The organism is Bradyrhizobium elkanii WSM2783 (genome assembly GCF_000472865.1).
GTDB classification, from domain to species: domain Bacteria; phylum Pseudomonadota; class Alphaproteobacteria; order Rhizobiales; family Xanthobacteraceae; genus Bradyrhizobium; species Bradyrhizobium elkanii_A.
Window position 1 is genome coordinate 57,378 of record NZ_AXAP01000015.1, and the last position, 24,542, is coordinate 81,919.

The following is a 24,542-nucleotide window of genomic DNA, read 5'->3' on the forward strand; positions in this document are numbered from 1 at the left end:
GAGCGCTGATCCATGCCGAGGCCGCAGGAAGTCGCGCAGCTGGCGGTCGCCGGCAACATCTTCGAAGATTGGGAAACCGTCGAGGTGTGGAGCGATTGGGCGGAATCTTTCAGCCACTTTCGGTTCACTGCGGCCGAGCGCGATACCCTGGTGACGACCGCACGCGGCAAGGTGCCGTTATGGACCCGGCTGCAATTCAAGCCGGATGATCCCTGTACCATCCTGCTCGCCGGCCGGCTCGCGATCACCGGCTTCATCGAGACCCGGCAGGTCGCCTACGACGCGCATCAGCACGGCGTGATGCTGATCGGCAAGAGCCTGACCGCCAATGCGGCGAAATCCAGCGTCGACACCAAGACCGGTAATTTCGACAACAAGAATATCGTCCAGGTCGCGCAGGAAGTGGTCGCGCCCTACGGCGTCGGCATCAAGGTGATCGGCGCGCCAGATCTGACGCCGTTCCCGAAACTGCAGAACAGTCCCGGCGAGCTGGTGTGGGATTTCCTCGAGCGCATCGCGCGCCCGCGCGGCGTGGTGATGGGCTCGGATGCCCACGGCAATTTCCTCTTGATCGGCGAGCACACCGGCCAAGTCGTCACCGAACTGGTCGAGGGGATCAACATCAAGTCGTGCCAGTGCATCATCAATCATGAGCACGTCTACACCGAGCACGACGTGCGGGGCCAACACGCCGCCAGCGACGACAACTCCGGCACCAAGGCCAGCGAGCTGAAATGCATCGCCAAGGGCATGTCGGGCGCGATGTTCTCGAAACTGATCACGCCGGCCGAACAGCCGGTGAAGACCCAGGCCGAAGTTTGTAACCGCGCCAGGTACGAGGCGATCTGGCACAACGGCACCAACGTCACTGCGACGATCACGGTGTACGGCTGGCTGCGCGATGAGCAGGCGCTATGGGCGCCAGGCGATGACGTCCACGTCTATTCGCCGATGGCGATGCTGGACATGCCGATGAAGATCCAGCGCGTCACCTTCACCCAGGACAGCCAAAGCGGCACGCAGACCAAGCTCGATCTGGTCGCGCCCTGGCTGTTGCGCGATAGCCTCGGCTGGGATGTGCGTCATCCCAACCAGCCCGGCGGCCAGATCATCAACGAAGCGACGCCATCGGCGATACAGACATCAGCATAACGGAGTTACCCATGCACCGTGCCACACCGCTCAATTCATCGTTCGTCGGCTACGTGTCCGGCGGCGCCCGCAGCGTCGTCGACAAGGTCGATGACACCAAGCTGATGCAGGAGATGGGCGGCAACTTCATGGCCAACGAAACCCGGCAGGCGATCGAGGCCGCGCAGAACTACGGCTTCTCGTCGGTGACGTTCGATGCCGAGAAAGACCAGATGGGCAAGATCATCGGTAGCGCCGAAACCTTCGTGAACTTCAACGGGGGCAATCGGTCGTTCCCGTCTGCGGGTACGATCGACGATCGCCGCCACCGGATGTTCAAGCTGGAGAAGGGCGACACCGCGATGTTTCGCGGGCGCGGCGACAAGCAGCAATTCCACATGACCAAGGACGGCGGCTTCTGGACTGCACCGCAGGACAAGACCGTGCGCATGCATTTGCTCGAAAAGGACAGCGAGAGCAATGACAGCGTGCAGCAGCAGAGTGATGAAGAGATCGCCGAGCTGGCCAAGCGTGGCGTATTTGTCAGGCCGCTCGCCGAGGGCGGCCAGGAATCCACCACCGAGGATGGCAAGAAGCAGAAACGCGGCCAGGAAGCGCTCTACAAGGACGGTCAGAAATCGAAGATGTTTGTCGAAGTCACCAAGGACAAGACGCGGATGGGTGGCAAGACCTGCCACATGGCGCTCGACGACGGCAACACCTACGTCCATGCTCATTCCGACAAGAACGTCTATCTCGGCGCCGAAGCCGGCAAGGGCACGTTTTCGATGCTGGTGACGCTCGATGGCCCGTGCGTCAACAGCAAGGGCAAGATCGGCTGAGCCGATGGCCGGCGAGATCAATGTCCCTGACATCCGGCTGGTCCAGAACAACGTCTTTCCGAAATACTCGGTCACGGTTGACTGGTCGTTGCTGCCGAACGGCACGCTGGACGATCGCCAGGCGCTGGCGACCGCGGTGATCGTCGCGCTTGGCACCGACGCGCTGGCCGACAAGGACGACATCCTGCCCGATCCGGATTCCACCAACCGCTGCGGCTGGTGGGGCGACCTCGACGCCGAGCTGATCTGGAAGGGCTGGCCGATCGGCTCCAAGCTCTGGCTGTTGCGGCGGGCCAAGATCAACTCTGCCGCCTCGCGCGAAGGGGCGACGCTGGTGCTGGTCGAGGAATACATCCGCGACGCCATCCAGCCGTTCGTCGATCGCAGGATTTGCACCGGCTTCGATGTCTGGGCGACGCGGGTCGACAAGCAGCGCATCGACGCACTGATCCGGATCTATCGCGGCCCGGAACGCGAGATCGAGCTGCGCTACGCCGTGCTGTGGGACGCATTAGCGGGGTCATAGATGCCTTGGGAAACACCGGCCCTGCGCGAGGTGCGAAGCCTCGTGCGGGACAGCATCCGCGTGTCGCTGCCTGGCGCCGACGCCAACGTGCCCAACAGCGTGCTGCGGGTGCTGTCGGACAACCAGGGCGCGCTGTGCCATCTGACCCTGCAATACATCGACTGGCTGGCGCGGCAGCTATTGCCCGACACCGCCGAGACCGAATGGCTCGATCGCCACGGCCAGATCTGGCTGGTCAACGCCGACGGCTCCAAGGGTCGGAAGATGGCGACGCTGGCCTATGGCACCGCGCGCTTTGTCGGTGACGGCGCCGTGATCCCGGCTCACACCCAGATGCAAAGCGGCGTCGCCATGCCGCCCGGATCGGACTCGCCGTACAACGTGGTGACGTTCGAGACCTTGGAGGACATCGAGACCTCGAGTGGCGGCGTCAACGGCAGCATCCGGGCACTCGATCCTGGCTCGTACGGCAATCTGCCGGCCGACAGCGCGCTGGCGATTTATCCGCCGGTCCCCGGCGTCGAGACCATCGCCACCGTGGTCGGGATGACCGGCGGCACCGACACCGAGACCGACGAGCAATTGCGCGACCGGATCCTGCGCCGGATCCAGAAGCCGCCGATGGGCGGCGCGGTGCATGATTACGAAGCCTGGGCGCTGGCGGTGCCAGGCGTGACCCGGGCCTGGGCCGCGGTCGAGATGGGCATCGGTACCATGACGGTGCGCTTCCTGATGGACGATCTGCGCGCCGACAATGACGGCTGGCCGGAGCAACAGGACATCCACGCGGTCGCCGGCTACATCGACAAGATGCGGCCGGTCACGGTCGAGGATTGCTTCGTGCTGGCGCCGATCAAGCAGTTCCTGGACATCACGATCGCCGAGCTGGTGCCCGACACCGAGGAAGCCAGGGCGGAGATCGAGGCCAGCGTCAGCGAAATGCTGAAGCTTCAGGCCGCGCCAGGCCAGACCATCTACGCCGCCTGGATCAGCTACGCCATCATGAATGCGCCGAGCGTGCAGTCGTTCCGACTGGTGACCGACGACGATTTTGTCATGCAATCAGTGGGGCACATGGCGGTGCTGGAGAACATCATTTACGAGCAGCCATGAGAGTGCGCCGATGAGTGATCGCCATATTCGCCGCTCCGGTGACGAATACCGCGATGCCTTCCTCGAGCTGTTGCCGCAGGGCCAGGCTTGGCCGAAGCACACGATCGACAGCGTGCTCTGGCAAACGTGCGACGGCCTCTGTCAATATTGGGGCACGGTCGACGGCCGCGCCGCCGATCTCCTCGAGCGCGAGAGCGACCCGCGCATCACCATGGAGCTGTTGCCGGACTGGGAGCGCAATTGGGGTCTGCCCGATCCATGCTACGCCGAGCCGCAAACCATCGGCGAACGACAGCGCGCCTTGGTGCAGCGGATGACGCTGTGGGGCGCGCAGTCGCGCCAATTCTACATCGATTTCGCGGCCCAGCTCGGCTACGGAATCACGATCTCCGAATTTCGCACCTTCGAATGCGGGCTCGATCGCTGCGGGGACAGCCGCGTCGTTGGCGACGGCTCCAACCCGATGTTTCACGACAATTTCGTGCGCGGCTATCTGCCGGTCTACAACCCGAACGGCGAACGCATCGCCGATGGCGAATTATCGGAATGGCCGAACTACGGATTGGGGCCGCCGGAGAACCGTTACTATTGGACGGTGCATGTCCACACCACCAGCCTGGTCTGGTTTCGCTGTGGTGGCGGTGGCGGCCAGACCGGCATCGATCCGCACTTACGTATCCGTCGCGCTGAGGATTTGGAGTGCGTCTTGGAGCGCTGGAAGCCGGGCCACACGATAATCATTTGGGATTATTCCGGCCTACAGCCGAGCGATCCGATGGCGGGCACGCCGTAACGGCTCATTGAACCCTTCTCGACCTGAAACACGGTGGCCCCGGCGCGGGCCGCCGCAAAAGGACGCGCGCGCATGAAGTACAATCAGCCCTACGGTTTGGCAGAAGAGGACGTGCTCTATAGCGTTCCCTTCGTGAACGGCGATCCCTCGATCGGCCGCGCCGGCTCGATCCCGCCAGCGGAGAGTATCGAATACGACCAGCGCGAGATCATCGCGGTGATCCAGTGGGCCTACGACCACGGCTACGTGGACTACGCCGCGCAGCTCTGTCAGGCCCCGACCAACGCCGACCTGACGCAACTGCTTAAGGCAATCTGGGGTCTCGTCAATTCGCGCTTTCTGCAAGCGCCGCGCGACTACTATGTGAATGCCGTTACTGGGAACGACGCCAACGACGGGCTCTCCGCTGCCAAGCCGTTCAAGACCTTACAGAAGGCGCAGGACACCTTGGTGCGGTTCAATTTGAACGGCTACAACGTTACCGTCCATGTCGCGGCAGGCACCTACGCGCCGGTCAATATCGGCTCAATCGGTGGCGCTGGAACGGTCTCGTATGTCGGGGACACGTCCAACCCGGCCAACTGCCTGATCGCAGCAAGCGTCGGCCCTTCTGTCGGCGTGATCGGGACCGGCGACTATCGCTTCTATGGCTTCAAGTGTACATCGGCGGCGAATGACGTGGGCGTCCCGTCAACCTGCTTCTGGGTGTGGGGCACCGCGACCGTCGCTCTATATCAAATCGAGTTCGGCGCGACCATCGACGCCCACATGATCACGGTCAACGGCGGCTACATCGGGTGCTTCGGGCCGTTCAAGGTCACGGGAAACACCAACAACCATTATTATTGCGGTAGCGGTGGGCGCATTCTCAACACGACCTATGCGCCAGCGCTGCTGGCCTTGACGATCCCCAATCCAATCACCGTGACCCGTTGGGTCTATTGCGACGGTGCCAGCGGCACCGTCATGAAGTACGGCACCATCACCGGCTTCGCCAATGTCACCGGCCAAAAATATACCGCCGTGCAAAACAGCATCATCGATAGCGTGGGAGGCGGCATCAACTATCTGCCCGGAACGATTGCCGGTACAACCGCGAGCGGAGGACAGTACACATGAGCGCCTATGATCCTTACAATTGGTACTGGCTCGCCGACGATGCGCGGCTGTTCGCCAGCGCGACCTCGGCGCTGATCCAGTCCGACGATCCGGCCTATGTGGCGTGGACGCAGCAGGGCAACGCCGCAACACCGTGGCCAAGGGATGACGCCGGGGAGCAGACGCCCGCCGAGCTGCAGCGCGCGCTGTTTCCGTATCGCATCCACGTCGATCTGAAATCCTACGCCTTCATGGTGCGCGAGCAGAAGGAACTGGGCGGCATGCCGGTGACCGGCATCGCGGGCTTGACGGAAATCCGCACCGGTCCTTCGACGCAGACCTTGCTTGAGCGCTATCACTCGGTCGCCGCCGCCGACCCGCAATTCACCGTCACGTGGGTGCAGCCGGATCGCAGCACCGTCACGCTGGACGCGACCGCCATCAACAGCCTGTGGAGCCAGCTCGCGACGTTCATCGCCGGCACTTACGATTCCTACGCTCAGGCGGTCTCCGGCGTCGACGGCGGTACCATCACGACCACGGGGCAGATCGATGCCATCTTTGGCGTGACGCTGCAGCGGGCTCAAAAAGTGGACATCGGCTGGACGTCGTGACATGGCCATCGTCAACATCACGACCATCAACGACGCCGACTTCTATCGCAGCTTCATCTACAAGACGGTTGCTGACGTGCCGATTGATCTGACCGGCGTGCAGCTGCGCATGATGCTGCGCAAGCGCGCCACCGACGTCACCGTGTGGCTGCACCTGTCGAATGGCGACGAAGGCGGCATCACCATCATCGATGCGGCGGCCGGGCGGTTCAGCGTGCTGATCACACAGGCGCAGCTGGAGCGGTTACCGATCGATGAGTACGAGCACTCGCTGGTCATGACCTCGGCGGGCGGCACCGAGCAAACCTCGGTGTGGCGCGGCACGCTGACCAATCAGGCGGGGCCGTCGCGATGACCGACATGGACATCGTGACCGAACCGGTCTCCGATGTTGAGGTCATCAACGACAGCGACGTCGATGTGATCCTCGTCCCCGAGCAGGGACCGCCCGGACAACAGGGACCGCCCGGTCCGCAGGGGATACAGGGACCGGTCGGCCCGATGGGTCCGCAGGGGCCAACGGGCACATCCGGCAACACCGTGCGCTATGGCGCGACCGATCCGACCGCAAGCGTCGGCGTCAACGGCGACTTCTACGTCAACACCACCACGCATTTCATGTTCGGCCCGAAGGCGGGCGGCGCATGGCCAGCAGGCACCTCGCTCGTCGGGCCGCAGGGACCGCAAGGCCCTCAGGGCATTCAGGGCGTGCAGGGACCGCAGGGCACTCAGGGCGTGCCCGGAGCCGATGGCAACACAGTGCTTTATGGCACCAGCGATCCGGCAGCGGGCGTCGGCGTCAACGGCAACTTTTACATCAACACGACCACGCATTTCATGTTCGGCCCGAAGGCTGGCGGCGTGTGGCCCGCTGGCACCTCGCTGGTCGGGCCGCAGGGTCCGCAAGGCATTCAAGGCCCGCCGGGGGTCGGAAGTCCGGCGACTGCGCTGCCATTGATCGATGGTGTTGCAGCGGTCGGCGTCTCGACCAACTTCGCGCGCGAGGATCACATCCACCCGTCCGACGTGGCGGCGCAGGCGGTGCGTTTCGATGTCGCGCAGTCACTGACGGCGGCACAGCAACAGCAGGCGCGGCAGAACGTCTACGCCGCCCCGTTCGATGCGCTGGCGTTCAACGGCATGCAGATCAACGGCGGGATGGAGGTCAGCCAGCAATTCGGCACGGGCGGCGTTGCAGTCCCCGGTTATCCGGTCGATGGTTGGTATTACAGCAAGGTCGGCACTGCCGTCGTGGGCATAGGCCAGTACGCCTTTGGCGCTTCGGGTTTCGGCTTCAACAACCTGCTGGCGCTGACCGTTTCGACGGGGCAGGCGGCGATGGCGGCGGGCGATGTCTTCCTCCTCCAGCAAGTCATCGAGGGGTTTCGCGTGGCGCGGCTGGCGTGGGGCACGTCGGGGGCGCAGCCGATCACCATCGGCTTCTGGACCGCGCATGCACGGCCCGGTCTCTACTGCGGTGCGGTTCGCAACATCGCGGCCGCGCGCTCCTATGTCTTCACCTACACCCAGAACGCGGCGGGTGTGTACGAGTACAAGACGGTGACGATCCCCGGCGACACAACCGGGACCTGGAACAAGGACAACAGCAACGGCCTGTCGGTCACCTTTGCGATAGCGTGCGGAACGACCTTCACCGCGCCTTCTGCCAACAGTTGGCTCGCCGGAAATTTCGTCGCCGCGCCCGGTCAGGTCAACGGTGTCGGGGCCACCAGCGATGTCTTCCGCCTGACCGGCGTGATGGTGTTACCGGGCGTTGAGGCACCACCCTCTGCCCGCACACCGTTTATCATGCGCTCGTATGATCAGGAGCTAACGATTTGCCAGCGCTATCTCCAAGCGCCGCTTACCACTAATTACGGTCTGTCGGGCTACCTTGCGGCGGCCAACATTGCGCGCATCTCTGTTCCGTTCCGCACGGTGATGAGGGCAGCTCCGACGTTATTGGTTGTGAATGTAGGACTATGCATTGTCAATTGGAGTGGAGGCAATCCCGCTGCAACCAGCGCCTCGCTGCTTCAATCTGGCCTTGGTGCAGCCGGTGTCGATCTCACTTGCGCTGGTTCTACATTCTCAGTCGGTCAAGGCTGCGTTGCAGGCATGCCAGCCGTTTCGCTCCTTTTCGATGCGAGGCTCTGATGGCGGACTATCAGCTCACCGCAACCGACATCGTGATCCGCACCGCCGATGGCGCGTACATCCCGAACGATCCCGCCAACCGCGATTGGCAGGAGTATCAGGACTGGCTCGCGGCCGGCGGCGTGCCCGATCCGGTGAAGCCGCCGATCAATCCGCAGCTCGACACCAAGCCCGCAAAGACAGCCGCTGAAATCTTGGGAGCAACCTAAATGTCCGCGCTCGACCAGATTGCCACGGCCTCCGATCCGACCTTCGCCGGTCGCGTCATGATGCTGATGTTCAAGACCGCGCAGAACGTCGCCAGCGAGGACCCGGCCACCGCCAACCACGCCGAACGCATCAACTACGCAGGCTTGGTGATCCGGGGCGAGGAGAAGCCGCAGCTGGTCGCCGCCCACGTCATCTCATCGAACCCCACCATCTCGGCAGCCATCGAAAGCGACCCGGCGGCGCTGGGCTCCAACGTGCCCGACGGCGACATCGAGTTCGCGCTGGCCTCGATTTGGGACGCGCGTTCGCTGGCGTTTGCGGCGGCTTGATAGACGCCCTGACGGAGGAAGAAAAAGAAGAGCTGCGCCTGCTGCGCGCGGTGGTGATCTGGGCGATAGCCATGGCCGCAGTGATCCTGCTCGGCATGTGGGCATTGTCCTGAATGAATCGGACGGCGTCGCCATTCGGGCGGCGTCGGGACCGATCCTGGAGTGAAAGGCAAGCTAAACCTGCTTCTTTGTTTAACTCCCAAACGCGACTCCTTTAGCCCTCGCTTCGGCGAGGGCTTTTTTTGTGGCCGGAAAAACCAACACGAACGACAGTCGATCACAGCCACACCTCAACGATCTGCGGCTGGTCGCCTTCCATCCGTGCCAGCGGCGTCAGCCCGGAACGGGCGAGACATTCGTGCAGCGGCTCCAGTTCATGGGCCACAATGATGTCGTCGGTCGGCACCGGCTCCGGAGTGCCCTTGCCGGATTCAAACCGTCGTGCCACGAACGCAGCGGGAAAGTCGCGCGGGTGGTCGAAGACCGTCCACGTCGACAGCATACCCCGCTGCGCGGCCTCCCACTGGCGCGTCATCACGAGCTGAACCGGGTCCCTCACGGCTGCACACCCAGCCGCTTCGCAATCGCGGTTGCTGTCGGATTGTTGAGCGCGTCGCGGAAGTCGGCCGGGTCGAGTTTGTCGGCATATTTCCGTGCCACCTCCAGCATCCGCAAGCTCAATCTTCTCGATGCGGCCGTGTTGCCAGCGACGATAGCCTGCTCGGACGCGATCAGTAGCGGCTCAAGCTCGGCGATGAATTGTTGCTTCAGGTGCGTCATGCGTGACCCTCTTCCTTCGGCGCGTAGAGCGACACCAGATTGACCGCGTACTCGCCGGGGGCGTATTCCTCCATCCACATCTTGTCGGCCGGGAACGGGACGCCGAACTCCTTGGCAATCATCTTCACCGCCTCCGGGTTCGGGCACGCGCCTTTTGTCGAGCGGCCCACGACGCTGACCGAGAGGTGCGCGCAGAGACCGGCGGGCTGATCCTCAATCGAGAACGCGGCGCGGAAGCCGCCGGGGAAAACGACGTGTTGCGACGCCGGACGTTCGTAACCGGCCTTGCGGTCTTTTAGCTCCAAGACATCGGTATCGGCGACCATGCCGTCGCGGAGCGTTTCAAACGACAGCGGGTGGGCCTTGGCGTAGGCGACGAGTTCGGCAATCTTTTCGCGCTCAGTCGCACCAATCATCAGTACAGCCATTGGTCTCTCTCACTCGATAATCTTCACGGTATCATCCCAAATCGCCGTCATCGTCTGACTGCATCCCTCGTTCTGTCAGCCAACGTTTCGAGTGCATCCGCGCCTCCAGCGGCAGACTGACGACCGCGGTGCGCGCCTTGTGCATCATGATCTCAAGCACCTCGCGTGACGGACAGGGAACGCCCGGTCGCGCCAGGCGGAAGAAGTACGCGCAGCGATCTATGTCCAGCGACATAAGCATCTTGTTGCGCTCCTCGTTGAACCGCTTAACCGCTGCGTTTTGCTCTTCGGTGTTCATTCATCGTCTCCCGTCAATTTAAACGCGTGCGCCGGCGGCAATTCCTTTCTGGAATTGCCGGGGCCCGCTAGGAGCGAGGCAGCGCGATCTTGGCGGAGGCACTTTTTGGTTTTTGATTTTGCCGTTCTGCTTCCAGGACCGCCGAACGCGTCGCATCCAGCGACTTCTTAAAGTGGGCCAACGTGGCAATTGTTCTATTGATGATTGTTTGTTTTGCGTTAACGCGCGAGAGCGCGCGCGAAAGCTCATGGCGTTCTTTCGCACCCATTCCAATTGCCTATTCCAAGTAAACACCGAAGGCTTTTCGCAGTGCCTTCATCACTGCAATCCGACGTGTGTTGCGCACGCGGAAATCCTCTGACCTGCGCCAATTCAGTTCGGGCCGGTCCAAATCGGACATCACCGCCAAGTCGCCGAGATGGAAATGAGGCATGGGCATCTGCAAGGTTCTTCGTAAAAAAACGCGAGGCAGGTCCGGCTCGTCATGGCAACTTACCGTTCCCGCCCCGCGCCTCAACAACGACTGACTGGGGTCTGGGGGCAGAGGCAGGTCAGTCGCCGTCGATCTCTTCGACCATTTCGTGCATTCGGAATTTGATCAATCGGAAGATCGGTTTCATTGCCTACCACTCCCGATCCTTGACGCGCCGGTTCAGCGTCCAGCGCTGGCTGGCTGGATGCCATTCGCCTTCGAAGTAGGCCTTCGGATCGGTGCCCATCAGTTTCAGGATCGTGTAGTCGAGCTTTTGTTGCGTGACGTGCTTCTGATGGCGGTCATAGATCAGGGCAGGCGCCTTCGGATCATTGCTGGCCAACGGCACCTGGACTTTGACAATTTCGGTCATGACAAATCTCCTGATTCGATCTTCTACCAGCGTCATTGCCATCCTCGCTTTAGCATGAAGCCGTGTGCCCATTGCTGGGTGTAGTCGCAGAACGGACAAATCCAACCGCGCACGGTCGGAAACAGCGCGCCAAGATCGCCACCGACAATGCGATGATTGCCGTCGTTGCGGTTGGGACAGGTAAACGGATGAAAATTGCCATGACGTTGGTAGAAGTCGAGGTTGACGACTTCGTCGGGGGTGAACGCGCTCATGATGCGCGTCCAATTTTCCAATCGACGACGAAGACCGGCACGCCGGGCAGGTGCGACCACTCGACGAAATAGCCCAAGCCGACGTCCGGATGCGAGATTGAGCCGAGCACCTTGCCGCGCGTGCCAATTGGATTGGCGTCGCGTGGCTCAGACTCGACCTTGACGATCTGTGTGCCGTTCGGCAGCGCGCCTGGCGCCTGCTTGGTGCTGAAGATGATACGCGTCATTGCTCACCCCGCAGTCGGGCTTTCATCTCGGCAGGCATGTCTGGCATCATCTCCCGGATGACGCGGCAAACGCCGCACACGTTGATGCCGTCGTGGGTGCCGAAGTTAATGATGGTGCGGCAGCATTCTTCGCAGATGAATTCGACGCAGGCTTCTTTTTGTGGGCTCATGGCTAAAACCAGTTTTCAAGGATCTGTGGTTCATCGGCGAAGTCGCGCGGCAAGCGCATCAAACCGCGATGGAGGAGGGACCGACGCAAATCGGTGAGATCGGATGACCGGATCGTGCACTGGGTGGCGTGGTCGCCGTCAACGCTGACAAGAAACTTTCGAGCGATATACCCGACCGGGTAATCGGTGGGATGATCGAAAATGACCCAGATGGCAAGCATTATGCCGACCCCCTCGAACGCGCGACACGTAACTCGAATTCTCGAGCGAACTTGCGCAGTTCCTGGTCGATCAAGTCCATCTTGTGCAGATCGGCCGGCGTCGGCTCGCGGTCGGAATCCATGATCACCATGATGCTGCTAAACAGATGCTGTGCCCCGGCGAAAAACGCCATGCGCATTTCATCGAGCTGATCCTTCGGCGCGTTGGGATGCAGCACCGCCAAACGGAGGCCGACCCAACCGGCTTCGATCAGCAAGCCATTGTCAGCGAGTTCTTTGGACAGACGTTCCAGGTGCGCACGGTCAGCCATCATTGAACTTCCTGTGCTGCTCGCTGCCGCGTGGTGCGCGGCGTATCGAGGTGAGATCGATGTCGATCAGCGGCAAAGCAGTGATCGCAAATGAAAAACCACCGGTTCTCCGGGTCGCGCCAGATGCCCTTGGCGGCGTGGCACAGGACGCAATCCCGCTTGTGGGACGTGGCGCGCGCGATGAAGCGGCGGCGGGTGCTGGTGTTGTCGGTCATTCCTCGGCCTCGGTCGCTATGAGGACAGTTTCCGTCGCGGCAGCAATCCCACCAAGCGGCCTTCAGTCGTGCCCTGCTCGAGGGAGTAGAATTGCAGGGGGCCGAGGCGCGGCTTGGCGTCGTCCTTGCGAAGAATTAACCGGGTCGCCATCGTCAAGCCTTCTTTCTCGTCTTCACCCGAGAACATCAGCACCTCCACGCGCCTGGGATGAGAGTTGGCGCCGAAACGATGCAGACGTTCGTGATCTTCGGCGCTCAACTCGCCACCGACCATCCAACCCTCGTCGATGAAGACGACGCGGCTGGCATTCACCGTCTTCAAGACCACGCGAATCAAACTTGCGATCATGTCTTTATCGTTCTCCGGCGGGATCGTGATGACGACGTCCTCGCCTTCGCCGTCGACGAAATGAAGGATCGGCCTGATTGAGCCCATTCGTTCGAAGCGCTCGCCAACCAGCTCTGACGCGATCTCGATGAATTCGTGCAAGCCCATTTTGCATTCCCACGCGCGTTATCGGTGTTCCACGTCGTTCAGCTGGCACAGTCGGATGCCTTTGGTGGTCAGCTGATAGATGTCGCAGTCGATCCGGTACTCGCTCACGTCGGCGCGGGTGATCCAGACAATACAGCCATGACGCATCAACCACGAGACGGCAGGCAGCACATCCTGGTGGAGGAGCGCGCAAGAGCGTGGGACAGCGATCTTGTCCAGGGCGCTGCGGCGCTCCAGCACCCGACGCACTTGCGGCGTGATCGTTAGCTCTGGTCCATCAGGCTGTGCTTCCATGGCTGTGGGTTTCCTCTATCGTTTTTTGCTGTTGGTCTTGGCCTTCTCTCGGGCACGCGCCTGTTGTTCACGCCACTTTGCAGCGGCTTCCAATTCCTTTTCGAAATCGAGCTTTTCGGTTTTGACGAACTTCTCTTCGTAACCGAGTGCCGACATCGTCGCCATGATGGTGGCGTGCTTCGGGTCCTTGGTGTCGCCCTCGAACCAGCCATCGAAGGTCGAGAGAGCAACGCCAGACAGCTCGTGCAGCATCTTGCGTTTGTTTTTGGCGAACATCCCTTCGTCCTGGAGAACGGTTCGCATTTTATCGATCACCGGGTTTTTTGTTTTCCAATTGTAGGTACGGTACGACATGATGAAGCGTGCCATGATTTTACGCCTCGTCCCCTGGTTCTGGTTGCGGATGTGGTTCGGATGCTGTTGCTCGATTGTGGGCGCGCTGCTCTTCATCCTCCTTCAGGATGACCCGAACTCTGTCGATAGCCGGATCCTTGTCTAGAAGATTGTACGTTCGATACATCTTGATGACGCGTGCCATGACTTACGTCTCGCCCCCGAGTTGCAGTTGCGAGGATTCTGGTGATGCGGGCAGCGCGCCTTTTGCCGTCAGCTCGAATTCTCCGCTTGGGCGTTTCTTGAGGAAGCCATCGCGGCGCGCGCGGTCAATGATGCCTCTAACGCTTTTTGACGAGACGGTTTCGCCAAGCGCGGCCCTGATCTCGGCGAACTTCATCGGCCCGCTGTCGGAAAGCACCTGACGTAGCGCGGTCAGGCCGGTGCCGCGTTCGGCGCGTCCGCTGTTTGGCTTGAGGACAGCGTGTCCGTTCCTCTTAGCGGGAGGATGGGATCGCGGTTTCGGCAGGGCAGGGGTCGTCGGTTTGGCGGGCGCATTGGTGGGCGCTTTGCCGGTCATCAACTGCATCGCCTTAGCGCTGAGCTTGTATTCGCCCTTGCCAACCTGTTGCAGCACGCCTTTCTTCTTCAGTGCGTAGAGGGCGCTATACGTCTTGCTGCGAGCGCCGCCAAGTTCGGCCTGCACCTCATCGACGGAGATCGGCCCGCCGTTCCGGTCGGCAAACATTGCGACCATGGTTTGCTCGGTGCTCATGCCACCGGGACGCGCGGCCGGCGTCGGCTTTTCATCGAGCAGCGCCAGATGCAGCTTGATAATGCCCGGCATTTTCTTCAGCGCGATCAGCACCGGCCCGACCGCGATGTCTTCGACTTCCAGATAGATGGGTAGAGTTGCCATGACGATTCTCTCTCTAGTGTTGGTCACATCTGCTCAATGCACAAACTGCATAGTGAGTGGTCCCGGAATCCAAATGCAGTGTTTCAAAAAATCCAAATGTTTGGATTGTGTGAAGGGCGTGTTTTCAGCATCGTTGCAATACTTCCTCATACCCACGAACGAATTCGCAGATCAGCAGTGCAGATCAACCGCAGTGTTTTCAGCATTGTGATTGGATACGCGCGGCAGTGTGTTCTCACATCGCCCTTGCGCAGGCGCAGCAGGTTCGCTCCCAACCAGTTGTGTCCCGTGTTGCGTCCGTAACAAAATCCAAATTTTTGGAAAGGACGATCACGTGTTGGTTGCAAGCTTGGCGCAAGTCACCCGAATGTGTCCAGTGCCTCACGCAAAGAAAAAAGTGCCAACTCGTGATACATTGCCGAGCGCTCGTGATTGCGTCGCGGATCAGTTCGGAAAATGTTGTCGCGGCAAATCGTGAAGCCGCAAAGTTGCTGCAATGGGAGGGGAGACCGAACGCGCAATTCGGTTAGAAAGTAAAATGAAAAATAAGAAAGCAAGAACGGCGACCGCAACGGTCGGACATGATCAGCACATTGAACTGTCCGCCTACGCTGCAATGGCACAATTCGTCCTGAACTTTCGCCGCATGAACAGCCAAGACCCGGTGTTCGCGGATGAGGATGTGAACCTGCCGGCGTCCAGGGGTCGCGCGTTGACGCTGATGGTTGTTCGCATTGCAACGGCGAGCCAGCGCACCGTCACCATCGCCGAGATCGCATCTCAACTCGGAATGCCGCATTCGACCGTGAGCGGCCACGTCGAGTGGTTGGAGCAGAAAGAAGCGATCAGGCGACGACCGGATAAGCGGATCGAAGCGGCGCCGTTCGATATCGAGGCATTGCTGGAGTGGCTCGACATTCTGGCAGCGGATAGCAATCGCTTGCAAGCCGCGATCAATCTGCTGCAGACCAAAATCGATCGGGAGTATCCGGTGGGCGAAAACGGTCGTAAGAAAAAAATCTAACGCCGTTTGACGTTGACGGATCGCAACTGACTAGCGGGAATCCGGAGCGCCTTCGCCAAGGCGGGGATGTTCTTTTCGATAATGCGGTTCGCAACTTCCCATTGATAAAGCCGGCTGGTGGTAACGTTGCATTCGAAAGCGACAAGTTCGGCGCTTAGTCCTTTGCGCTTGCGGGTTTGGCGGATCAACTGGCCGATGGTCTGCTTGGTCGGCCTCGGCGGACGTTTCCCATTGATCTTCTTTTTCTTCATCAGGAAACGTCGCCTCTCTAGCCATGGGCTCAACATAGGGTTGTTTATATCCACGCCCCACGCGGGCGACAATTTGAACAATTCTAGAAGACCGTGGAATGACACAGGGACACGGCAAAGTGAAAAATTTGGAGTGGCACGACGAATACCAGAATCGGTCAGAAGTAGGCCGATCAAAGGGAATGCAAGTGAGCAACATATGTCGAAACTGGCCACAAGAATATTGATTGTCGACGACCACCCGGTGGTGTTGTCCGGATGCCGGGCGTTGTTCGCTTCCGACCGTGCAATCAAGATCGAGGAAGCCACCGACGCCAGGTCAGGCCACCGGGTTTATGTTAGCAGGAAGCCCGATGTGGCCGTGATCGACATCAACCTCCCGGATGTTTCCGGCTTTGAGTTGATGCGCTGGATTCGCAAGGACGATCCGGCAGCCAGGATCATGATGTTCAGCACGAACAAAGACCCGGCCGTCGTGGTCCGCGCGGTGGAAGCGGGCGCCCAAGGCTATGTTTCCAAGGCCGACGACCCCAGGGTGCTCGTGAAGGCCGTCCGCACGATCGCGGCAGGGGGCACGTTCATATCGCCGCACCTGACGAAGGCCGTGACCTTTTCGGGCGCCGCCATCAAGGCCAATCCAGTCTCGCTGATGTCGCCGCGCGAACTGGAGATCCTGCGGCTGCTCGGCCGGGGCGACAAGATTGGCGAGGTCGCCGCGGCGCTCAGCATCTCCTACAAGACCGTCGCCAACACCACCTCGCGTCTGAGAGAGAAGCTCGGCACCAAAAATCATTCCGACCTGATCCGCATCGCCGTCGAAATGGCGTTGGGCTGATCCTTCATCCACCGCGACGCAGGCGTTATGTCCGGAAAGTTGGCGCGCCGCCCTTGACAAAGCCGCAATGCGGGCGCTTCTACCGCGCCGCCACGCCGTAAGCTCTCGGTTACTTCGCACTAGCAACTATGCACCAAGCACCGGGCGCGTCACTTGCTGGCACCCCTGAGACAGACGCCGTAGAAGTCGGATACTTCGCTTGAAGAGCCCCGGTCGTTGGTTCGATTCCAACCCGGCCCGCAAGGGCCGGTAGCTTAGTGGTAGAGCAGGGAAAAGGTGCCGGTTTCGCCTTTTGCTCTGTCTCACCGGTTGCGGTCGTGGTCCCGGACGATTGGAGTGGCCGCCGTAGGAAGCGGTTACTTCGTTGGATGAAGCGCCTGCCGCTGGCAGGCTTGGCCGTTCGAGTCGGCAAGTCCGCTTTCCGCCTCTCGCGCCATTCCACCCGTCTCGGGAGAATGCAAACAGGAGCGACCGATGCGAACCAACATCCGCGCGACGAACGCCCTTCGCACCCACGAGGGCGCCATGGCCCATCCCGTCAATACCGAGCAGGCGCTGCGGCGCTCGGTGCTGTCCTGCCTCCTGTTCGAGAAGGAGTTCTATGAGGACGGCGTCGAGATTTCCGCGCGCATCAAAGCGCTGGCGGAGAGCCTGCCGCCGGAGATCGTGGCCGCGCTCGCCGTCGAGGCGCGCACCGTCATGCATCTGCGCCATGTGCCGCTGCTCCTGCTCGAGGTGCTGTCGCGCACCGCCGCCGGTCGCACCGACGCGCTGGTCGCCAGGACCATCGCGCAGGTGATCGCGCGCGCCGACGAGATGGCGGAGTTTCTGGCGATCTACACCGCAGGCGGCGACCGCCGCGCGGCCACGGCTGGCCATGGCCGCCAGTTCACCGCGCAGGTGATGCGCGGCCTCGACCTGGCGCTGCGAAAGTTCGATGCTTACCAGCTCGCCAAGTACGACCGGGCCGGCAAGGTCAAGCTGCGCGACGTCTTCCGCATCGTGCGGCCGAAGCCGGAGGACGATGCGCGGGCGGCCTTCTTCAAGGCGGCCAAGGACGGCGCCCTGCCGGCGCCCGATACGTGGGAGGTGGCGCTGTCGTCCGGTGCCGAGACCAAGCGGGAGGTGTTCGAGCGTCTCCTGACCGGCGACAAGCTCGGCTACCTGGCGCTGCTGCGCAACCTGCGCAACATGGCGGAGGCTGGCGTCGATCGCGACCTCGTCACTGACAAGATCGCACTGCGCAAGGGCGCGGCCCGCGTGCTGCCGTTCCGCTATGTCGCGGCGGCACGCGCAGCTCCGCAGTTCGAGCCGGCGATCGATCGGGCGCTGCTGGCGGCGATCGGCGAGATGAGCAAGTTCGGAGGTAAAACTGCCATCCTCGTCGACGTCTCCGGCTCGATGAACGAGAAGCTGTCGGCGAAGTCGGACCTGACGCGGATGGACGCGGCGGCGGCGCTGGCCGCGATCCTCCCCGGCGACGACGTGCGGCTGTTCTCGTTCTCGAACCATGTCATCGAGGTGCCGGCGCGGCGCGGCATGGCTGGCATTGATGCGATCCTGCGCAGCCAGGGCCATCAGGGCACTTACCTGGGCCGGGCGGTGGCGTATATGAACGGCCTTGGCGCTGACCGCCTGGTGGCGATCACCGACGAGCAGAGCCACGACACCGTGCCGCCGCCAGAGATGAAGTACGCGTACATGATCAACGTCGCCTCGAACCGGAACGGCGTTGGCTATGGCCGCTGGACCCACATCGACGGCTTCAGCGAGAACGTGCTCCGCTTCATGCATGCGCATGAGGCCGACGACTGAAGATAGAAGGGGGCTCGCCGCAAGGCGGGCCTCCTAGCCGGATCAGCCTTTAGGACAAAAGATTTGATTCGCCGTGGCTGATACATAGATCAGCGCCATGACCAAGAACCTTGAATTTGCCCTGCCGAAGAAGGGCACCACGGTGCCGGCAACCGCCGACTGGTTCCACGAAGTCAAATACGACGGCTATCGGCTGATGGTGATCCGTGACGGCGCCAGCGTGCGGCTGCGGACCAAGGGCGGCCACGATTGCACCAAGCGGTTTCCTTGGATCGCCGAGACCGCCCGCCAGATCCGCACCAAGCAATTCGTGCTCGATGGCGAGGCGGTGCTGCTCGGGGTCGACGGCGTCAGCGACTTCGACGGGCTACATTCCGGCAAATACAACGAAGAGGTGCAGCTCTACGCCTTCGACATCTTGGCCGACAATGGCGAGGACGTGCGCAAGCTGCCATTGTCGATGCGCAAGCTGAACCTGGAGCGGCTATTGGCGCGGCGCGCCAGCGGCATCTTCGCGGCGCCGTTCGAGCGTGGTGAGATCGGGCCGGATCTGTTCCGGGCCGCCTGCAACATGGGGCTGGAAGGGCTGGTGTCTAAGCACAGCGGGCGCTGGTATGGTGCCGGACCATGCAGTCACTGGATCAAGGTCAAGAACCCGCAGCATCCGGCCTATCGACGAGTGCAGGATCAGTTCTAGGAAAAAGATCGAGGGAGGCAAAAATGCGTTTCTCTCCGGCCCTTATCGCGTTCGCTCTTATCCCCTCGCAATCGTTTGCGCAGTCGCCTCTCAAAGACGGTCACTACGTGATGCCGCCGCACGACCTGTTCGTCTCGGGCGGCGGTACAAACATAACAGTCAACTTTCGCTTTAGGCCGGACAGACGCTGCCCCAACACACTCGACAACGCTCTCGACTACGTGCTTCCGGCCGGCTATGCGGGTACTCCAATCAATTATGTTGCCGGGCGTTGCAACAGTAAATTCGACTGCGATGGCATTACGTATAGATGTTCTAGTCCGACACCAAAAGAGCATCCCAACCCGACGACATTCCGCCAGCCGCCCGCGGCAAATCTCGTAAACGTCCAGTCCTCCTGGGTAAGCGGCGATTTCGCCTTTACGACGCCCGTTATGCCTGTTTCAACGAAGCGCGCACCAATGGGCAAGTTCGAGATCGTTGAGCAGTCGCCGGACAAAAAGCAATGGACGGTCCGGCTAATTGGGCCGCTACGCGCTAGACGTTGATCAGTTTGGATATTTCGCGTGGAGTATGCGTATGCGTTTCTCTTCCTCAATTGTCCCACCCTCTGACGACATTGATGTCTATCTGGTCCTGGATGAGGTAGGCCACCAGTTGGGCCGGGTGTGGCGCGAGACCGACGAGGGTGACACCGACCGCGCCACTCTGCTGCGCAATCTGATGGAGGGCCAGTACAGCAGCCCGGTTCGGATTGTCAGCTTCAACACCGCGGAAGGCTGGTCGCGCGATGTCTCGGAGGAGATCGCCATCGAGCTGAGCCAGCGGTGCGCCGAGCGCGGCGAGATCCCAGAGCCATTGGCGGCGTTCATCGGCCGCCATGGTGAACCGCCGGCAATCCAGCTGGCGTTGCCGATCCAGCTATAAGCGATCGAGTTGGAACGGGCGTGTTCTGGCGGGGTTCTATTGTCGCACGCACGCTGGCTCACAACGTGTGTGTACGGTGACGAACTTGGCAGCTCCGGCCGATGCGACGGCTGGGCTGCTTTTTTTGGTGAAGGACCCACGTGACGAAACCGAATTGCCCGGTGTGCCATGGGCTGGGCTGGGTGTGCGAAAATCACCCTGATCGTCCTTGGACAGAGGAGGTTTGGGGATGCCAGTGCGGCGCCGGCATGCCATGCGAGGAATGTAACCGCGGCGACGGGATTGATGAGCCTGATGTGAGTGGGGTTCTTGACGAGACGCCGCCGATCAAACACTAGGGCGCGTACTCATTAGATCATCGTCGATGTCCGTTCGCCTCCACACCAACCGCCTTGTGCAACCGCAGCAAATGTCGCGACTGGCCACAAGGAGGCACTTTATTTCGGCCGGTTCAGCCATTCGTCGCGGGTGATCTCCCAAATCTCTTCCATCTGTCGGCCTGATACATACTCGTGATATTGAGTTCTTATCACTCGCATTCCGCTGCGCTCCGAAATCCGGCGTGATTTGAGATTGGCTACAGCTTTGGGCGCGCGAAGCACGGCTTTTCCGAGAACGCCAAACCAATAGTCCGTAACCGCGTCGCTTGCCTCTTGCATGAGGCCCTGGCCCTGCATGGTTGGGTCGAGCCAAAATGCGCGGTTTGCGTCAGACCCATCTATCAAACTGATTGCGCCGATCAGCCGATCGGGCTTTGCCGATAATCTTATTGACCAATGCCACTGTGTTCCTTCTTCGATCGCTGGCAAAGCGATGTCGCGGATGTATGTCAGTGCTCCGTCGGAGGGATAGGGCCAAGGAACTCGGTTCGTCAAAAACCGAACGACTTCCCACTGTGGGAAAAGACGCTGCACTGCATCGGCATCCGCGATTTCTAGCGGCCGGAGAAGCAGGCGAGCGGTTGTTAGAACTGGTACCTGAGCCTTCATAGTAATTGAGTATTACACACAACAAGGGCTCTCGCCACTCGCACTCAAGGCGAGGCTACGCTCGCTGGTTGAGACATTGCTCTGTCAGCGCCCCTAGCATGTTTGCTGCCCCTGAAGAGACGCTCCGGGGCTTTCTTTTTGGGCGGCGAGGGCGGAAACGAATTTGAGTAGCACGTGTCACAAGTGCACAGACGTCCTGCCCATGCCGCGCTTGGCTTGGCACGCAACCTCTCGGCCGATCGTCTCGATCCTCAAGCCCGGTGGTCGGCCAAAGAGGAGGCCGGCCCCGGCGCGCTCTCCAGTCGCGTCGCTGTGCACGATCCGTCCTGTGGAGACTACGCAACGAAGCATTGAACGCGCTGATCGATCAGAACTGATCCTGCACTCGACGATAGGCCGGATGCTTCGAGTTCTTGACCTTGACCCAGTGCGTGCACCGGCCTGCGAGGTAGGCGCGCTCGCGATGTTTCGACACCAGCCCCTCCAGCCCCATGCGGCAGGCGGCCTCGAACAGTTGAGGGCCGATATCGCCTTGCTCGAACGGGGCGACGAAGATGCCTTCGGAGTGACCGCGCAACAGCCGCGCGAGGTTTGCCTTGCGCATCGATAGCGGCAGCTTGCGGTGGTCGTCGCCATCGCCGGCCAGGATGTCGAAGGCGTAGAGCTGCACCTCGTGGTCGTGCTGTCGCGAATGCAGGCCATCGAAGTCGGAGATACCATCGACACCGAGCACCACTGCCTCGCCATCGATCACAAAGTGGCTCTGCCGGATCTTGCGCGCGGTCTCGACGATCCACGGGAAGCGCTTGGTCCAGTCGGACCCGCCCTTGGTTTTCAGGCGCACGCGGTCGCGCTCGCGGATCACCATCATCCGGTAGCCGTCATGCTTGATCTCGTGGAGCCAGTCCTTTCCGGCGGGAACGGATATGCCGCGGGTAGGAATACAGGGCTGAAAGATGTGCGCGGGCACGTTAGCCCGCCTTGCGCTTTTTCGCCGACTTCTTTGCTGGCGTCTTGGTCGGCCGTGCCGCCGGCGCGCCCTTCTCTGAGGCGAGGCTTTGGCGGAGCGCGTCCATCAAGTTGATGACGTTACCGGGCGCGACCCTTTTCACCGCGGCGATCGGCAGCCCATTCTGCTTCTTAGCCAGCAGTTCGGCTAACGCCGCCTCGTAATGGTCCTCGAATTTATCCGGCTCGAAATGGCCGCTCTTCTGCTCGACGATGTGCTTTGCGAGGTCGAGCATGTCCTTCGTGATCTTGACGTCCTGGATATCGTCAAAATATTCGGACTCGTCGCGCACCTCGTAGGGGTAGCGGAGCAGCATGCCCATCAAACCCTTGTCGCGGGCCTCAAGCGCGATAACGTGCTCGCGGTTGGTTAGCACGACGCGGGCGAGAGCGACTTTATCAAGAGAGCGGATGGTTTCGCGAATGACGGCATAGGCATCGTGTCCGACCTTGCCATCAGGCACGATGTAGTAGGGCCGGACCAAGTAGAGGTCGTCGATTTCGCTCCGCGGCACGAATTCATCGATCTCAATCGTTCGCGTCGATTCTAGAGCGATGTTGTCCAGCTCGTCTTTTGTGACCTCGAGGTAGCGGTCCTTGTCGACCTGATAGCCCTTGACGATGTCCTCGTTGGAGACTTCTTCGCCGGTCTCGGCATCGACCTTCAGATACCGGATCCGGTGCCCGGTCTGCTTATTGATCTGGTTGAAGCTGATCTTCTCGGATTCCGAGGTCGCCGGAAACAGTGCGATGGGGCAGGTCACCAGGGACAGCCGCAGAAAGCCCTTCCAATTGGCGCGCGGGGCCATTTACTCAAAACTCCACCTGTACTGAATTGGCTCAATATAGGGGGAGGCGAGGGGAAGTGGAGTCGGAACTGCGATTTAGCAGTCCGGACAGGTATCCCCGATGCTTGCCCTGACCTCATCCAGCGCGGCGATGCAGGCCTCGGGTGTAGCGCCTGGGAAGGGGTTCCTCCATGCTTCTTCGCGGGCTCGCTGCCAGGCATCCGGATCGCTTCGATCGATCCGGTGGCCATGATGAGGGCATTCGACCACCGCACCCTGGTCGATCAACGCGCCGAGGGCCCAGCCTTGCAATGTGCGGTAAGCCGGGCGCGCTGATTGCAGCGGGAGCTTGCGTTGTGGGTGGGTTGGCATATCGACGGCCCCGAATCGTTTCGATGCCGTGAAATATACCATTCCTGTCAACTCGCCCCGTTCGCGAGAGAGTTATTCCCGTTGTCCCGTGCTCCGGAGCTTGGAACACTACGGGCATTCGTCATCTCTCTTCGGGAAGGGCTCGTAAGCCTTATGGCCCAAGAACGTGCTTGCAAAACTTGCAGAGCCCGGCGCGTATCAAGCGCCTCTTTCGCCCTAGCTCGGCATTCGCCGATCTTGTCAACAATGTCCTGACGGTGCACCATCGCTTGAACCCCTCCAGCAGACGCGGCGGCTCGCCAGGTGCCGGGACATTGCAGACCGCGAATAGCCGACCCGGCATGTAATTCAACGGCGAGGACGGCCTCTACGGGCGAAGACCAGACCAGCGAGTTTATCCGCCTCAGCTCGAAGCGCGCCGGCCTGTTTCATGGCTTCTATCCGATCTGGCCCCGGCGGCATGGCCCGCGCGTTCTCAAGGGCTTTTGTCGCTTGGGCATCCAGTTCGGCGCGCGACTGCCCATTTATGACACTGTCTTCCTTCATCTAGCGCTTTGAGTTGCCCCGATCTTCGCCGAAGCCATGAAGAAAGGCTCGCTGCTGTTACCCAACCTCAATAGCATTTGACCTTCCTAGCCATAAAAGAAGTCGTCGAATGGAGTCCCCTCCAAGGCCGTGCGCGCCTCAAGACGCCGGACGATTCAGGACAGCGGGCGTGACCGACTCAGGAAGACGAACGACTCCCTTGCACCCGCAGCTTGTCCGATACTGGGGCTTTTTCTTGGCGGCGGCCAAGTTAGGAACGGAGCTGTCGTCGCGTCGTTATGCCGGTGCGCACACGAACACCAACCGTGTGAGCGACGCGCAAACAGCAGCTCGGTCCGACCCCCGGCCGGGCTGCTTTGTTTGTCATAACATGACCAGCCATGTCCGCGAGCTAGTACAGGTCGAGGCCGTCGGATGCTAGCTGCTTGCGCTCGTGGAAGGGGTCCTCGGAGACGTCGGGCTGAGAGGGAGGCCGGTACGGGCGAGGGCCTGAAGGGCTGACTCTTCTTCCGACAGCCGTCGCTCGATGTACTGTCGCTCCAGCTCCGTCAGCCGAGTTCTGAGCAATTGGCGATAGCGGCGAATATTGTTGCGATGCGAGCGCATGCGAGCAATGGACTCGTCGATCATCGTCGGTTCACCTAGTGTTGGCTATGTCGATCCTCTGGTGTTTAAGGGGAGGCCCC

General features: G+C 61.1%; 37 protein-coding genes. 17 read left to right on the forward strand and 20 right to left on the reverse strand.

Annotation, left to right across the window (positions count from 1 at the left end; translation table 11 throughout):
• Window positions 1-12: 12 nt before the first annotated feature.
• From YY7_RS0115960 to YY7_RS0116010, 11 genes are all read left to right on the forward strand, one after another.
• Window positions 13-1,152, forward strand: coding sequence for a phage baseplate assembly protein (locus YY7_RS0115960; protein WP_028164127.1), 1,140 nt, complete (start codon window positions 13-15; stop codon window positions 1,150-1,152).
• Window positions 1,153-1,163: 11 nt separating this feature from the next.
• Complete coding sequence (locus YY7_RS0115965; RefSeq protein ID WP_028164128.1) at window positions 1,164-1,973, forward strand: phage baseplate assembly protein domain-containing protein; 810 nt, start codon at window positions 1,164-1,166, stop codon at window positions 1,971-1,973.
• A gap of 4 nt (window positions 1,974-1,977) precedes the next feature.
• Window positions 1,978-2,499 carry a phage GP46 family protein gene (locus YY7_RS56570; RefSeq protein WP_051396734.1) on the forward strand — a complete coding sequence of 174 codons (522 nt, stop codon included), beginning with the start codon at window positions 1,978-1,980 and terminating at the stop codon, window positions 2,497-2,499.
• Complete coding sequence (locus YY7_RS51765; RefSeq protein WP_051396735.1) at window positions 2,500-3,612, forward strand: baseplate J/gp47 family protein; 1,113 nt, start codon at window positions 2,500-2,502, stop codon at window positions 3,610-3,612.
• 10 nt (window positions 3,613-3,622) lie between these two features.
• On the forward strand, window positions 3,623-4,405 hold the full coding sequence (locus YY7_RS56575) for a YmfQ family protein (RefSeq protein WP_051396736.1): 783 nt from the start codon (window positions 3,623-3,625) through the stop codon (window positions 4,403-4,405).
• Window positions 4,406-4,477: 72 nt separating this feature from the next.
• Entirely contained in the window at window positions 4,478-5,524 is a 1,047-nt protein-coding gene (locus YY7_RS0115985) for a hypothetical protein (protein ID WP_155255200.1), read from the forward strand.
• Window positions 5,521-6,117, forward strand: coding sequence for a DUF4376 domain-containing protein (locus YY7_RS0115990; RefSeq protein WP_028164130.1), 597 nt, complete (start codon window positions 5,521-5,523; stop codon window positions 6,115-6,117). The genes YY7_RS0115985 and YY7_RS0115990 overlap by 4 nt, the downstream gene beginning before the upstream one ends.
• Before the next feature lies 1 nt (window position 6,118).
• Complete coding sequence (locus tag YY7_RS0115995; RefSeq protein ID WP_028164131.1) at window positions 6,119-6,472, forward strand: hypothetical protein; 354 nt, start codon at window positions 6,119-6,121, stop codon at window positions 6,470-6,472.
• Window positions 6,469-8,274 (forward strand): hypothetical protein, encoded by a 1,806-nt coding sequence (locus YY7_RS56580; protein WP_028164132.1) that lies wholly within the window; start codon window positions 6,469-6,471, stop codon window positions 8,272-8,274. The genes YY7_RS0115995 and YY7_RS56580 overlap by 4 nt, the downstream gene beginning before the upstream one ends.
• On the forward strand, window positions 8,274-8,483 hold the full coding sequence (locus tag YY7_RS61905; protein WP_035690225.1) for a hypothetical protein: 210 nt from the start codon (window positions 8,274-8,276) through the stop codon (window positions 8,481-8,483). Before YY7_RS56580 ends, YY7_RS61905 begins: the two co-directional genes overlap by 1 nt.
• Window positions 8,484-8,813, forward strand: coding sequence for a hypothetical protein (locus YY7_RS0116010; protein ID WP_028164133.1), 330 nt, complete (start codon window positions 8,484-8,486; stop codon window positions 8,811-8,813).
• A 277-nt stretch (window positions 8,814-9,090) separates the two neighbouring features.
• Here YY7_RS0116010 and YY7_RS0116020 read toward each other — a convergent pair whose 3' ends face one another.
• The 16 genes from YY7_RS0116020 to YY7_RS0116100 form a co-directional block, all read right to left on the reverse strand.
• Complete coding sequence (locus YY7_RS0116020) at window positions 9,091-9,351, reverse strand: hypothetical protein (protein ID WP_196237278.1); 261 nt, start codon at window positions 9,349-9,351, stop codon at window positions 9,091-9,093.
• A gap of 17 nt (window positions 9,352-9,368) precedes the next feature.
• Window positions 9,369-9,593, reverse strand: a complete 225-nt coding sequence (locus YY7_RS0116025) for a hypothetical protein (protein ID WP_028164135.1) — start codon at window positions 9,591-9,593, stop codon at window positions 9,369-9,371.
• Complete coding sequence (locus YY7_RS0116030; protein WP_028164136.1) at window positions 9,590-10,021, reverse strand: hypothetical protein; 432 nt, start codon at window positions 10,019-10,021, stop codon at window positions 9,590-9,592. Before YY7_RS0116030 ends, YY7_RS0116025 begins: the two co-directional genes overlap by 4 nt.
• 31 nt (window positions 10,022-10,052) lie before the next feature.
• Window positions 10,053-10,319, reverse strand: a complete 267-nt coding sequence (locus YY7_RS0116035) for a hypothetical protein (RefSeq protein ID WP_028164137.1) — start codon at window positions 10,317-10,319, stop codon at window positions 10,053-10,055.
• 67 nt (window positions 10,320-10,386) lie between these two features.
• Window positions 10,387-10,587 carry a hypothetical protein gene (locus YY7_RS60365; protein ID WP_155255201.1) on the reverse strand — a complete coding sequence of 67 codons (201 nt, stop codon included), beginning with the start codon at window positions 10,585-10,587 and terminating at the stop codon, window positions 10,387-10,389.
• Between the two features lie 355 nt (window positions 10,588-10,942).
• Window positions 10,943-11,164, reverse strand: coding sequence for a hypothetical protein (locus YY7_RS0116045; RefSeq protein WP_028164138.1), 222 nt, complete (start codon window positions 11,162-11,164; stop codon window positions 10,943-10,945).
• 32 nt (window positions 11,165-11,196) lie between these two features.
• Window positions 11,197-11,418, reverse strand: coding sequence for a hypothetical protein (locus YY7_RS0116050; RefSeq protein ID WP_028164139.1), 222 nt, complete (start codon window positions 11,416-11,418; stop codon window positions 11,197-11,199).
• Entirely contained in the window at window positions 11,415-11,645 is a 231-nt protein-coding gene (locus YY7_RS0116055) for a hypothetical protein (RefSeq protein ID WP_028164140.1), read from the reverse strand. The genes YY7_RS0116050 and YY7_RS0116055 overlap by 4 nt, the downstream gene beginning before the upstream one ends.
• Window positions 11,642-11,815, reverse strand: a complete 174-nt coding sequence (locus tag YY7_RS60370; protein WP_155255202.1) for a hypothetical protein — start codon at window positions 11,813-11,815, stop codon at window positions 11,642-11,644. Before YY7_RS60370 ends, YY7_RS0116055 begins: the two co-directional genes overlap by 4 nt.
• A 2-nt stretch (window positions 11,816-11,817) precedes the next feature.
• The gene (locus tag YY7_RS0116065) at window positions 11,818-12,036 is read right to left on the reverse strand and encodes a hypothetical protein (RefSeq protein WP_028164141.1); all 219 of its coding nucleotides are present in this window, start codon (window positions 12,034-12,036) and stop codon (window positions 11,818-11,820) included.
• The gene (locus tag YY7_RS0116070; protein ID WP_028164142.1) at window positions 12,036-12,347 is read right to left on the reverse strand and encodes a hypothetical protein; all 312 of its coding nucleotides are present in this window, start codon (window positions 12,345-12,347) and stop codon (window positions 12,036-12,038) included. Before YY7_RS0116070 ends, YY7_RS0116065 begins: the two co-directional genes overlap by 1 nt.
• Window positions 12,347-12,562: a hypothetical protein gene (locus YY7_RS60375; RefSeq protein WP_155255203.1), complete on the reverse strand. Its 216-nt coding sequence runs from the start codon at window positions 12,560-12,562 to the stop codon at window positions 12,347-12,349. Before YY7_RS60375 ends, YY7_RS0116070 begins: the two co-directional genes overlap by 1 nt.
• A 16-nt stretch (window positions 12,563-12,578) precedes the next feature.
• On the reverse strand, window positions 12,579-13,058 hold the full coding sequence (locus YY7_RS0116080) for a hypothetical protein (protein ID WP_028164143.1): 480 nt from the start codon (window positions 13,056-13,058) through the stop codon (window positions 12,579-12,581).
• Between the two features lie 18 nt (window positions 13,059-13,076).
• Window positions 13,077-13,352 carry a hypothetical protein gene (locus YY7_RS0116085; RefSeq protein WP_035690228.1) on the reverse strand — a complete coding sequence of 92 codons (276 nt, stop codon included), beginning with the start codon at window positions 13,350-13,352 and terminating at the stop codon, window positions 13,077-13,079.
• A gap of 15 nt (window positions 13,353-13,367) precedes the next feature.
• A complete protein-coding gene (locus YY7_RS0116090; RefSeq protein ID WP_155255204.1) occupies window positions 13,368-13,802 on the reverse strand; it encodes a hypothetical protein in 435 nt (144 codons plus the stop codon).
• 91 nt (window positions 13,803-13,893) lie between these two features.
• Window positions 13,894-14,553 (reverse strand): hypothetical protein, encoded by a 660-nt coding sequence (locus YY7_RS0116100; RefSeq protein ID WP_155255205.1) that lies wholly within the window; start codon window positions 14,551-14,553, stop codon window positions 13,894-13,896.
• A gap of 589 nt (window positions 14,554-15,142) precedes the next feature.
• Here YY7_RS0116100 and YY7_RS0116105 point away from each other — a divergent pair.
• Window positions 15,143-15,628, forward strand: coding sequence for a MarR family transcriptional regulator (locus YY7_RS0116105; RefSeq protein WP_028164147.1), 486 nt, complete (start codon window positions 15,143-15,145; stop codon window positions 15,626-15,628).
• On the opposite strand, the gene YY7_RS0116110 is transcribed toward YY7_RS0116105, so the two are convergent.
• Window positions 15,625-15,879, reverse strand: a complete 255-nt coding sequence (locus YY7_RS0116110; protein WP_028164148.1) for a helix-turn-helix domain-containing protein — start codon at window positions 15,877-15,879, stop codon at window positions 15,625-15,627. The two genes, YY7_RS0116105 and YY7_RS0116110, sit on opposite strands and share 4 nt — an antisense overlap.
• Before the next feature lie 199 nt (window positions 15,880-16,078).
• Here YY7_RS0116110 and YY7_RS0116115 point away from each other — a divergent pair, with 199 nt between their 5' ends.
• The 5 genes from YY7_RS0116115 to YY7_RS0116130 all read left to right on the forward strand — a co-directional run bounded on the left by YY7_RS0116115 (window position 16,079) and on the right by YY7_RS0116130 (window position 20,153).
• The gene (locus YY7_RS0116115; protein WP_035690232.1) at window positions 16,079-16,714 is read left to right on the forward strand and encodes a response regulator transcription factor; all 636 of its coding nucleotides are present in this window, start codon (window positions 16,079-16,081) and stop codon (window positions 16,712-16,714) included.
• Window positions 16,715-17,188: 474 nt separating this feature from the next.
• Window positions 17,189-18,529: a TROVE domain-containing protein gene (locus YY7_RS0116120; RefSeq protein ID WP_028164150.1), complete on the forward strand. Its 1,341-nt coding sequence runs from the start codon at window positions 17,189-17,191 to the stop codon at window positions 18,527-18,529.
• Window positions 18,530-18,626: 97 nt separating this feature from the next.
• Window positions 18,627-19,226, forward strand: a complete 600-nt coding sequence (locus tag YY7_RS0116125) for an RNA ligase family protein (protein ID WP_028164151.1) — start codon at window positions 18,627-18,629, stop codon at window positions 19,224-19,226.
• Window positions 19,227-19,249: 23 nt separating this feature from the next.
• Window positions 19,250-19,774 (forward strand): hypothetical protein, encoded by a 525-nt coding sequence (locus YY7_RS60380; RefSeq protein ID WP_155255208.1) that lies wholly within the window; start codon window positions 19,250-19,252, stop codon window positions 19,772-19,774.
• A gap of 31 nt (window positions 19,775-19,805) precedes the next feature.
• On the forward strand, window positions 19,806-20,153 hold the full coding sequence (locus YY7_RS0116130) for a hypothetical protein (RefSeq protein ID WP_028164152.1): 348 nt from the start codon (window positions 19,806-19,808) through the stop codon (window positions 20,151-20,153).
• Between the two features lie 437 nt (window positions 20,154-20,590).
• Here YY7_RS0116130 and YY7_RS0116135 read toward each other — a convergent pair whose 3' ends face one another.
• The 3 genes from YY7_RS0116135 to YY7_RS51785 all read right to left on the reverse strand — a co-directional run bounded on the left by YY7_RS0116135 (window position 20,591) and on the right by YY7_RS51785 (window position 22,959).
• The gene (locus YY7_RS0116135; RefSeq protein WP_028164153.1) at window positions 20,591-21,142 is read right to left on the reverse strand and encodes a GNAT family N-acetyltransferase; all 552 of its coding nucleotides are present in this window, start codon (window positions 21,140-21,142) and stop codon (window positions 20,591-20,593) included.
• Window positions 21,143-21,509: 367 nt separating this feature from the next.
• Window positions 21,510-22,112: an RNA ligase family protein gene (locus tag YY7_RS0116140; protein ID WP_035690235.1), complete on the reverse strand. Its 603-nt coding sequence runs from the start codon at window positions 22,110-22,112 to the stop codon at window positions 21,510-21,512.
• 1 nt (window position 22,113) lies between these two features.
• Window positions 22,114-22,959: a Ku protein gene (locus YY7_RS51785; RefSeq protein ID WP_035690237.1), complete on the reverse strand. Its 846-nt coding sequence runs from the start codon at window positions 22,957-22,959 to the stop codon at window positions 22,114-22,116.
• Between the last annotated feature and the right edge of the window lie 1,583 nt (window positions 22,960-24,542).

What these genes read in the sequence shown, in the direction of transcription:
- YY7_RS0116105 (WP_028164147.1), top strand. Translation starts at nt 15,143, where the DNA reads ATGAAAAATAAGAAAGCAAGAACGGCGACCGCAACGGTCGGACATGAT.
- YY7_RS60365 (WP_155255201.1), bottom strand. Translation starts at nt 10,587, where the DNA reads ATGGGTGCGAAAGAACGCCATGAGCTTTCGCGCGCGCTCTCGCGCGTT.
- YY7_RS60370 (WP_155255202.1), bottom strand. Translation starts at nt 11,815, where the DNA reads ATGAGCCCACAAAAAGAAGCCTGCGTCGAATTCATCTGCGAAGAATGC.
- YY7_RS0116085 (WP_035690228.1), bottom strand. Translation starts at nt 13,352, where the DNA reads ATGGAAGCACAGCCTGATGGACCAGAGCTAACGATCACGCCGCAAGTG.
- YY7_RS0116010 (WP_028164133.1), top strand. Translation starts at nt 8,484, where the DNA reads ATGTCCGCGCTCGACCAGATTGCCACGGCCTCCGATCCGACCTTCGCC.
- YY7_RS0116130 (WP_028164152.1), top strand. Translation starts at nt 19,806, where the DNA reads ATGCGTTTCTCTTCCTCAATTGTCCCACCCTCTGACGACATTGATGTC.
- YY7_RS51785 (WP_035690237.1), bottom strand. Translation starts at nt 22,959, where the DNA reads ATGGCCCCGCGCGCCAATTGGAAGGGCTTTCTGCGGCTGTCCCTGGTG.
- YY7_RS0116025 (WP_028164135.1), bottom strand. Translation starts at nt 9,593, where the DNA reads ATGACGCACCTGAAGCAACAATTCATCGCCGAGCTTGAGCCGCTACTG.
- YY7_RS56575 (WP_051396736.1), top strand. Translation starts at nt 3,623, where the DNA reads ATGAGTGATCGCCATATTCGCCGCTCCGGTGACGAATACCGCGATGCC.
- YY7_RS0115990 (WP_028164130.1), top strand. Translation starts at nt 5,521, where the DNA reads ATGAGCGCCTATGATCCTTACAATTGGTACTGGCTCGCCGACGATGCG.
- YY7_RS0115995 (WP_028164131.1), top strand. Translation starts at nt 6,119, where the DNA reads ATGGCCATCGTCAACATCACGACCATCAACGACGCCGACTTCTATCGC.
- YY7_RS0115985 (WP_155255200.1), top strand. Translation starts at nt 4,478, where the DNA reads ATGAAGTACAATCAGCCCTACGGTTTGGCAGAAGAGGACGTGCTCTAT.
- YY7_RS0116080 (WP_028164143.1), bottom strand. Translation starts at nt 13,058, where the DNA reads ATGGGCTTGCACGAATTCATCGAGATCGCGTCAGAGCTGGTTGGCGAG.
- YY7_RS0115965 (WP_028164128.1), top strand. Translation starts at nt 1,164, where the DNA reads ATGCACCGTGCCACACCGCTCAATTCATCGTTCGTCGGCTACGTGTCC.
- YY7_RS0116115 (WP_035690232.1), top strand. Translation starts at nt 16,079, where the DNA reads ATGTCGAAACTGGCCACAAGAATATTGATTGTCGACGACCACCCGGTG.
- YY7_RS0116035 (WP_028164137.1), bottom strand. Translation starts at nt 10,319, where the DNA reads ATGAACACCGAAGAGCAAAACGCAGCGGTTAAGCGGTTCAACGAGGAG.
- YY7_RS0116065 (WP_028164141.1), bottom strand. Translation starts at nt 12,036, where the DNA reads ATGCTTGCCATCTGGGTCATTTTCGATCATCCCACCGATTACCCGGTC.
- YY7_RS60375 (WP_155255203.1), bottom strand. Translation starts at nt 12,562, where the DNA reads ATGACCGACAACACCAGCACCCGCCGCCGCTTCATCGCGCGCGCCACG.
- YY7_RS0116045 (WP_028164138.1), bottom strand. Translation starts at nt 11,164, where the DNA reads ATGACCGAAATTGTCAAAGTCCAGGTGCCGTTGGCCAGCAATGATCCG.
- YY7_RS0116030 (WP_028164136.1), bottom strand. Translation starts at nt 10,021, where the DNA reads ATGGCTGTACTGATGATTGGTGCGACTGAGCGCGAAAAGATTGCCGAA.
- YY7_RS56580 (WP_028164132.1), top strand. Translation starts at nt 6,469, where the DNA reads ATGACCGACATGGACATCGTGACCGAACCGGTCTCCGATGTTGAGGTC.
- YY7_RS0115960 (WP_028164127.1), top strand. Translation starts at nt 13, where the DNA reads ATGCCGAGGCCGCAGGAAGTCGCGCAGCTGGCGGTCGCCGGCAACATC.
- YY7_RS0116135 (WP_028164153.1), bottom strand. Translation starts at nt 21,142, where the DNA reads ATGAAGGCTCAGGTACCAGTTCTAACAACCGCTCGCCTGCTTCTCCGG.
- YY7_RS60380 (WP_155255208.1), top strand. Translation starts at nt 19,250, where the DNA reads ATGCGTTTCTCTCCGGCCCTTATCGCGTTCGCTCTTATCCCCTCGCAA.
- YY7_RS0116070 (WP_028164142.1), bottom strand. Translation starts at nt 12,347, where the DNA reads ATGGCTGACCGTGCGCACCTGGAACGTCTGTCCAAAGAACTCGCTGAC.
- YY7_RS0116125 (WP_028164151.1), top strand. Translation starts at nt 18,627, where the DNA reads ATGACCAAGAACCTTGAATTTGCCCTGCCGAAGAAGGGCACCACGGTG.
- YY7_RS0116050 (WP_028164139.1), bottom strand. Translation starts at nt 11,418, where the DNA reads ATGAGCGCGTTCACCCCCGACGAAGTCGTCAACCTCGACTTCTACCAA.
- YY7_RS51765 (WP_051396735.1), top strand. Translation starts at nt 2,500, where the DNA reads ATGCCTTGGGAAACACCGGCCCTGCGCGAGGTGCGAAGCCTCGTGCGG.
- YY7_RS56570 (WP_051396734.1), top strand. Translation starts at nt 1,978, where the DNA reads ATGGCCGGCGAGATCAATGTCCCTGACATCCGGCTGGTCCAGAACAAC.
- YY7_RS0116090 (WP_155255204.1), bottom strand. Translation starts at nt 13,802, where the DNA reads ATGAAGAGCAGCGCGCCCACAATCGAGCAACAGCATCCGAACCACATC.
- YY7_RS0116120 (WP_028164150.1), top strand. Translation starts at nt 17,189, where the DNA reads ATGCGAACCAACATCCGCGCGACGAACGCCCTTCGCACCCACGAGGGC.
- YY7_RS0116110 (WP_028164148.1), bottom strand. Translation starts at nt 15,879, where the DNA reads ATGAAGAAAAAGAAGATCAATGGGAAACGTCCGCCGAGGCCGACCAAG.
- YY7_RS61905 (WP_035690225.1), top strand. Translation starts at nt 8,274, where the DNA reads ATGGCGGACTATCAGCTCACCGCAACCGACATCGTGATCCGCACCGCC.
- YY7_RS0116055 (WP_028164140.1), bottom strand. Translation starts at nt 11,645, where the DNA reads ATGACGCGTATCATCTTCAGCACCAAGCAGGCGCCAGGCGCGCTGCCG.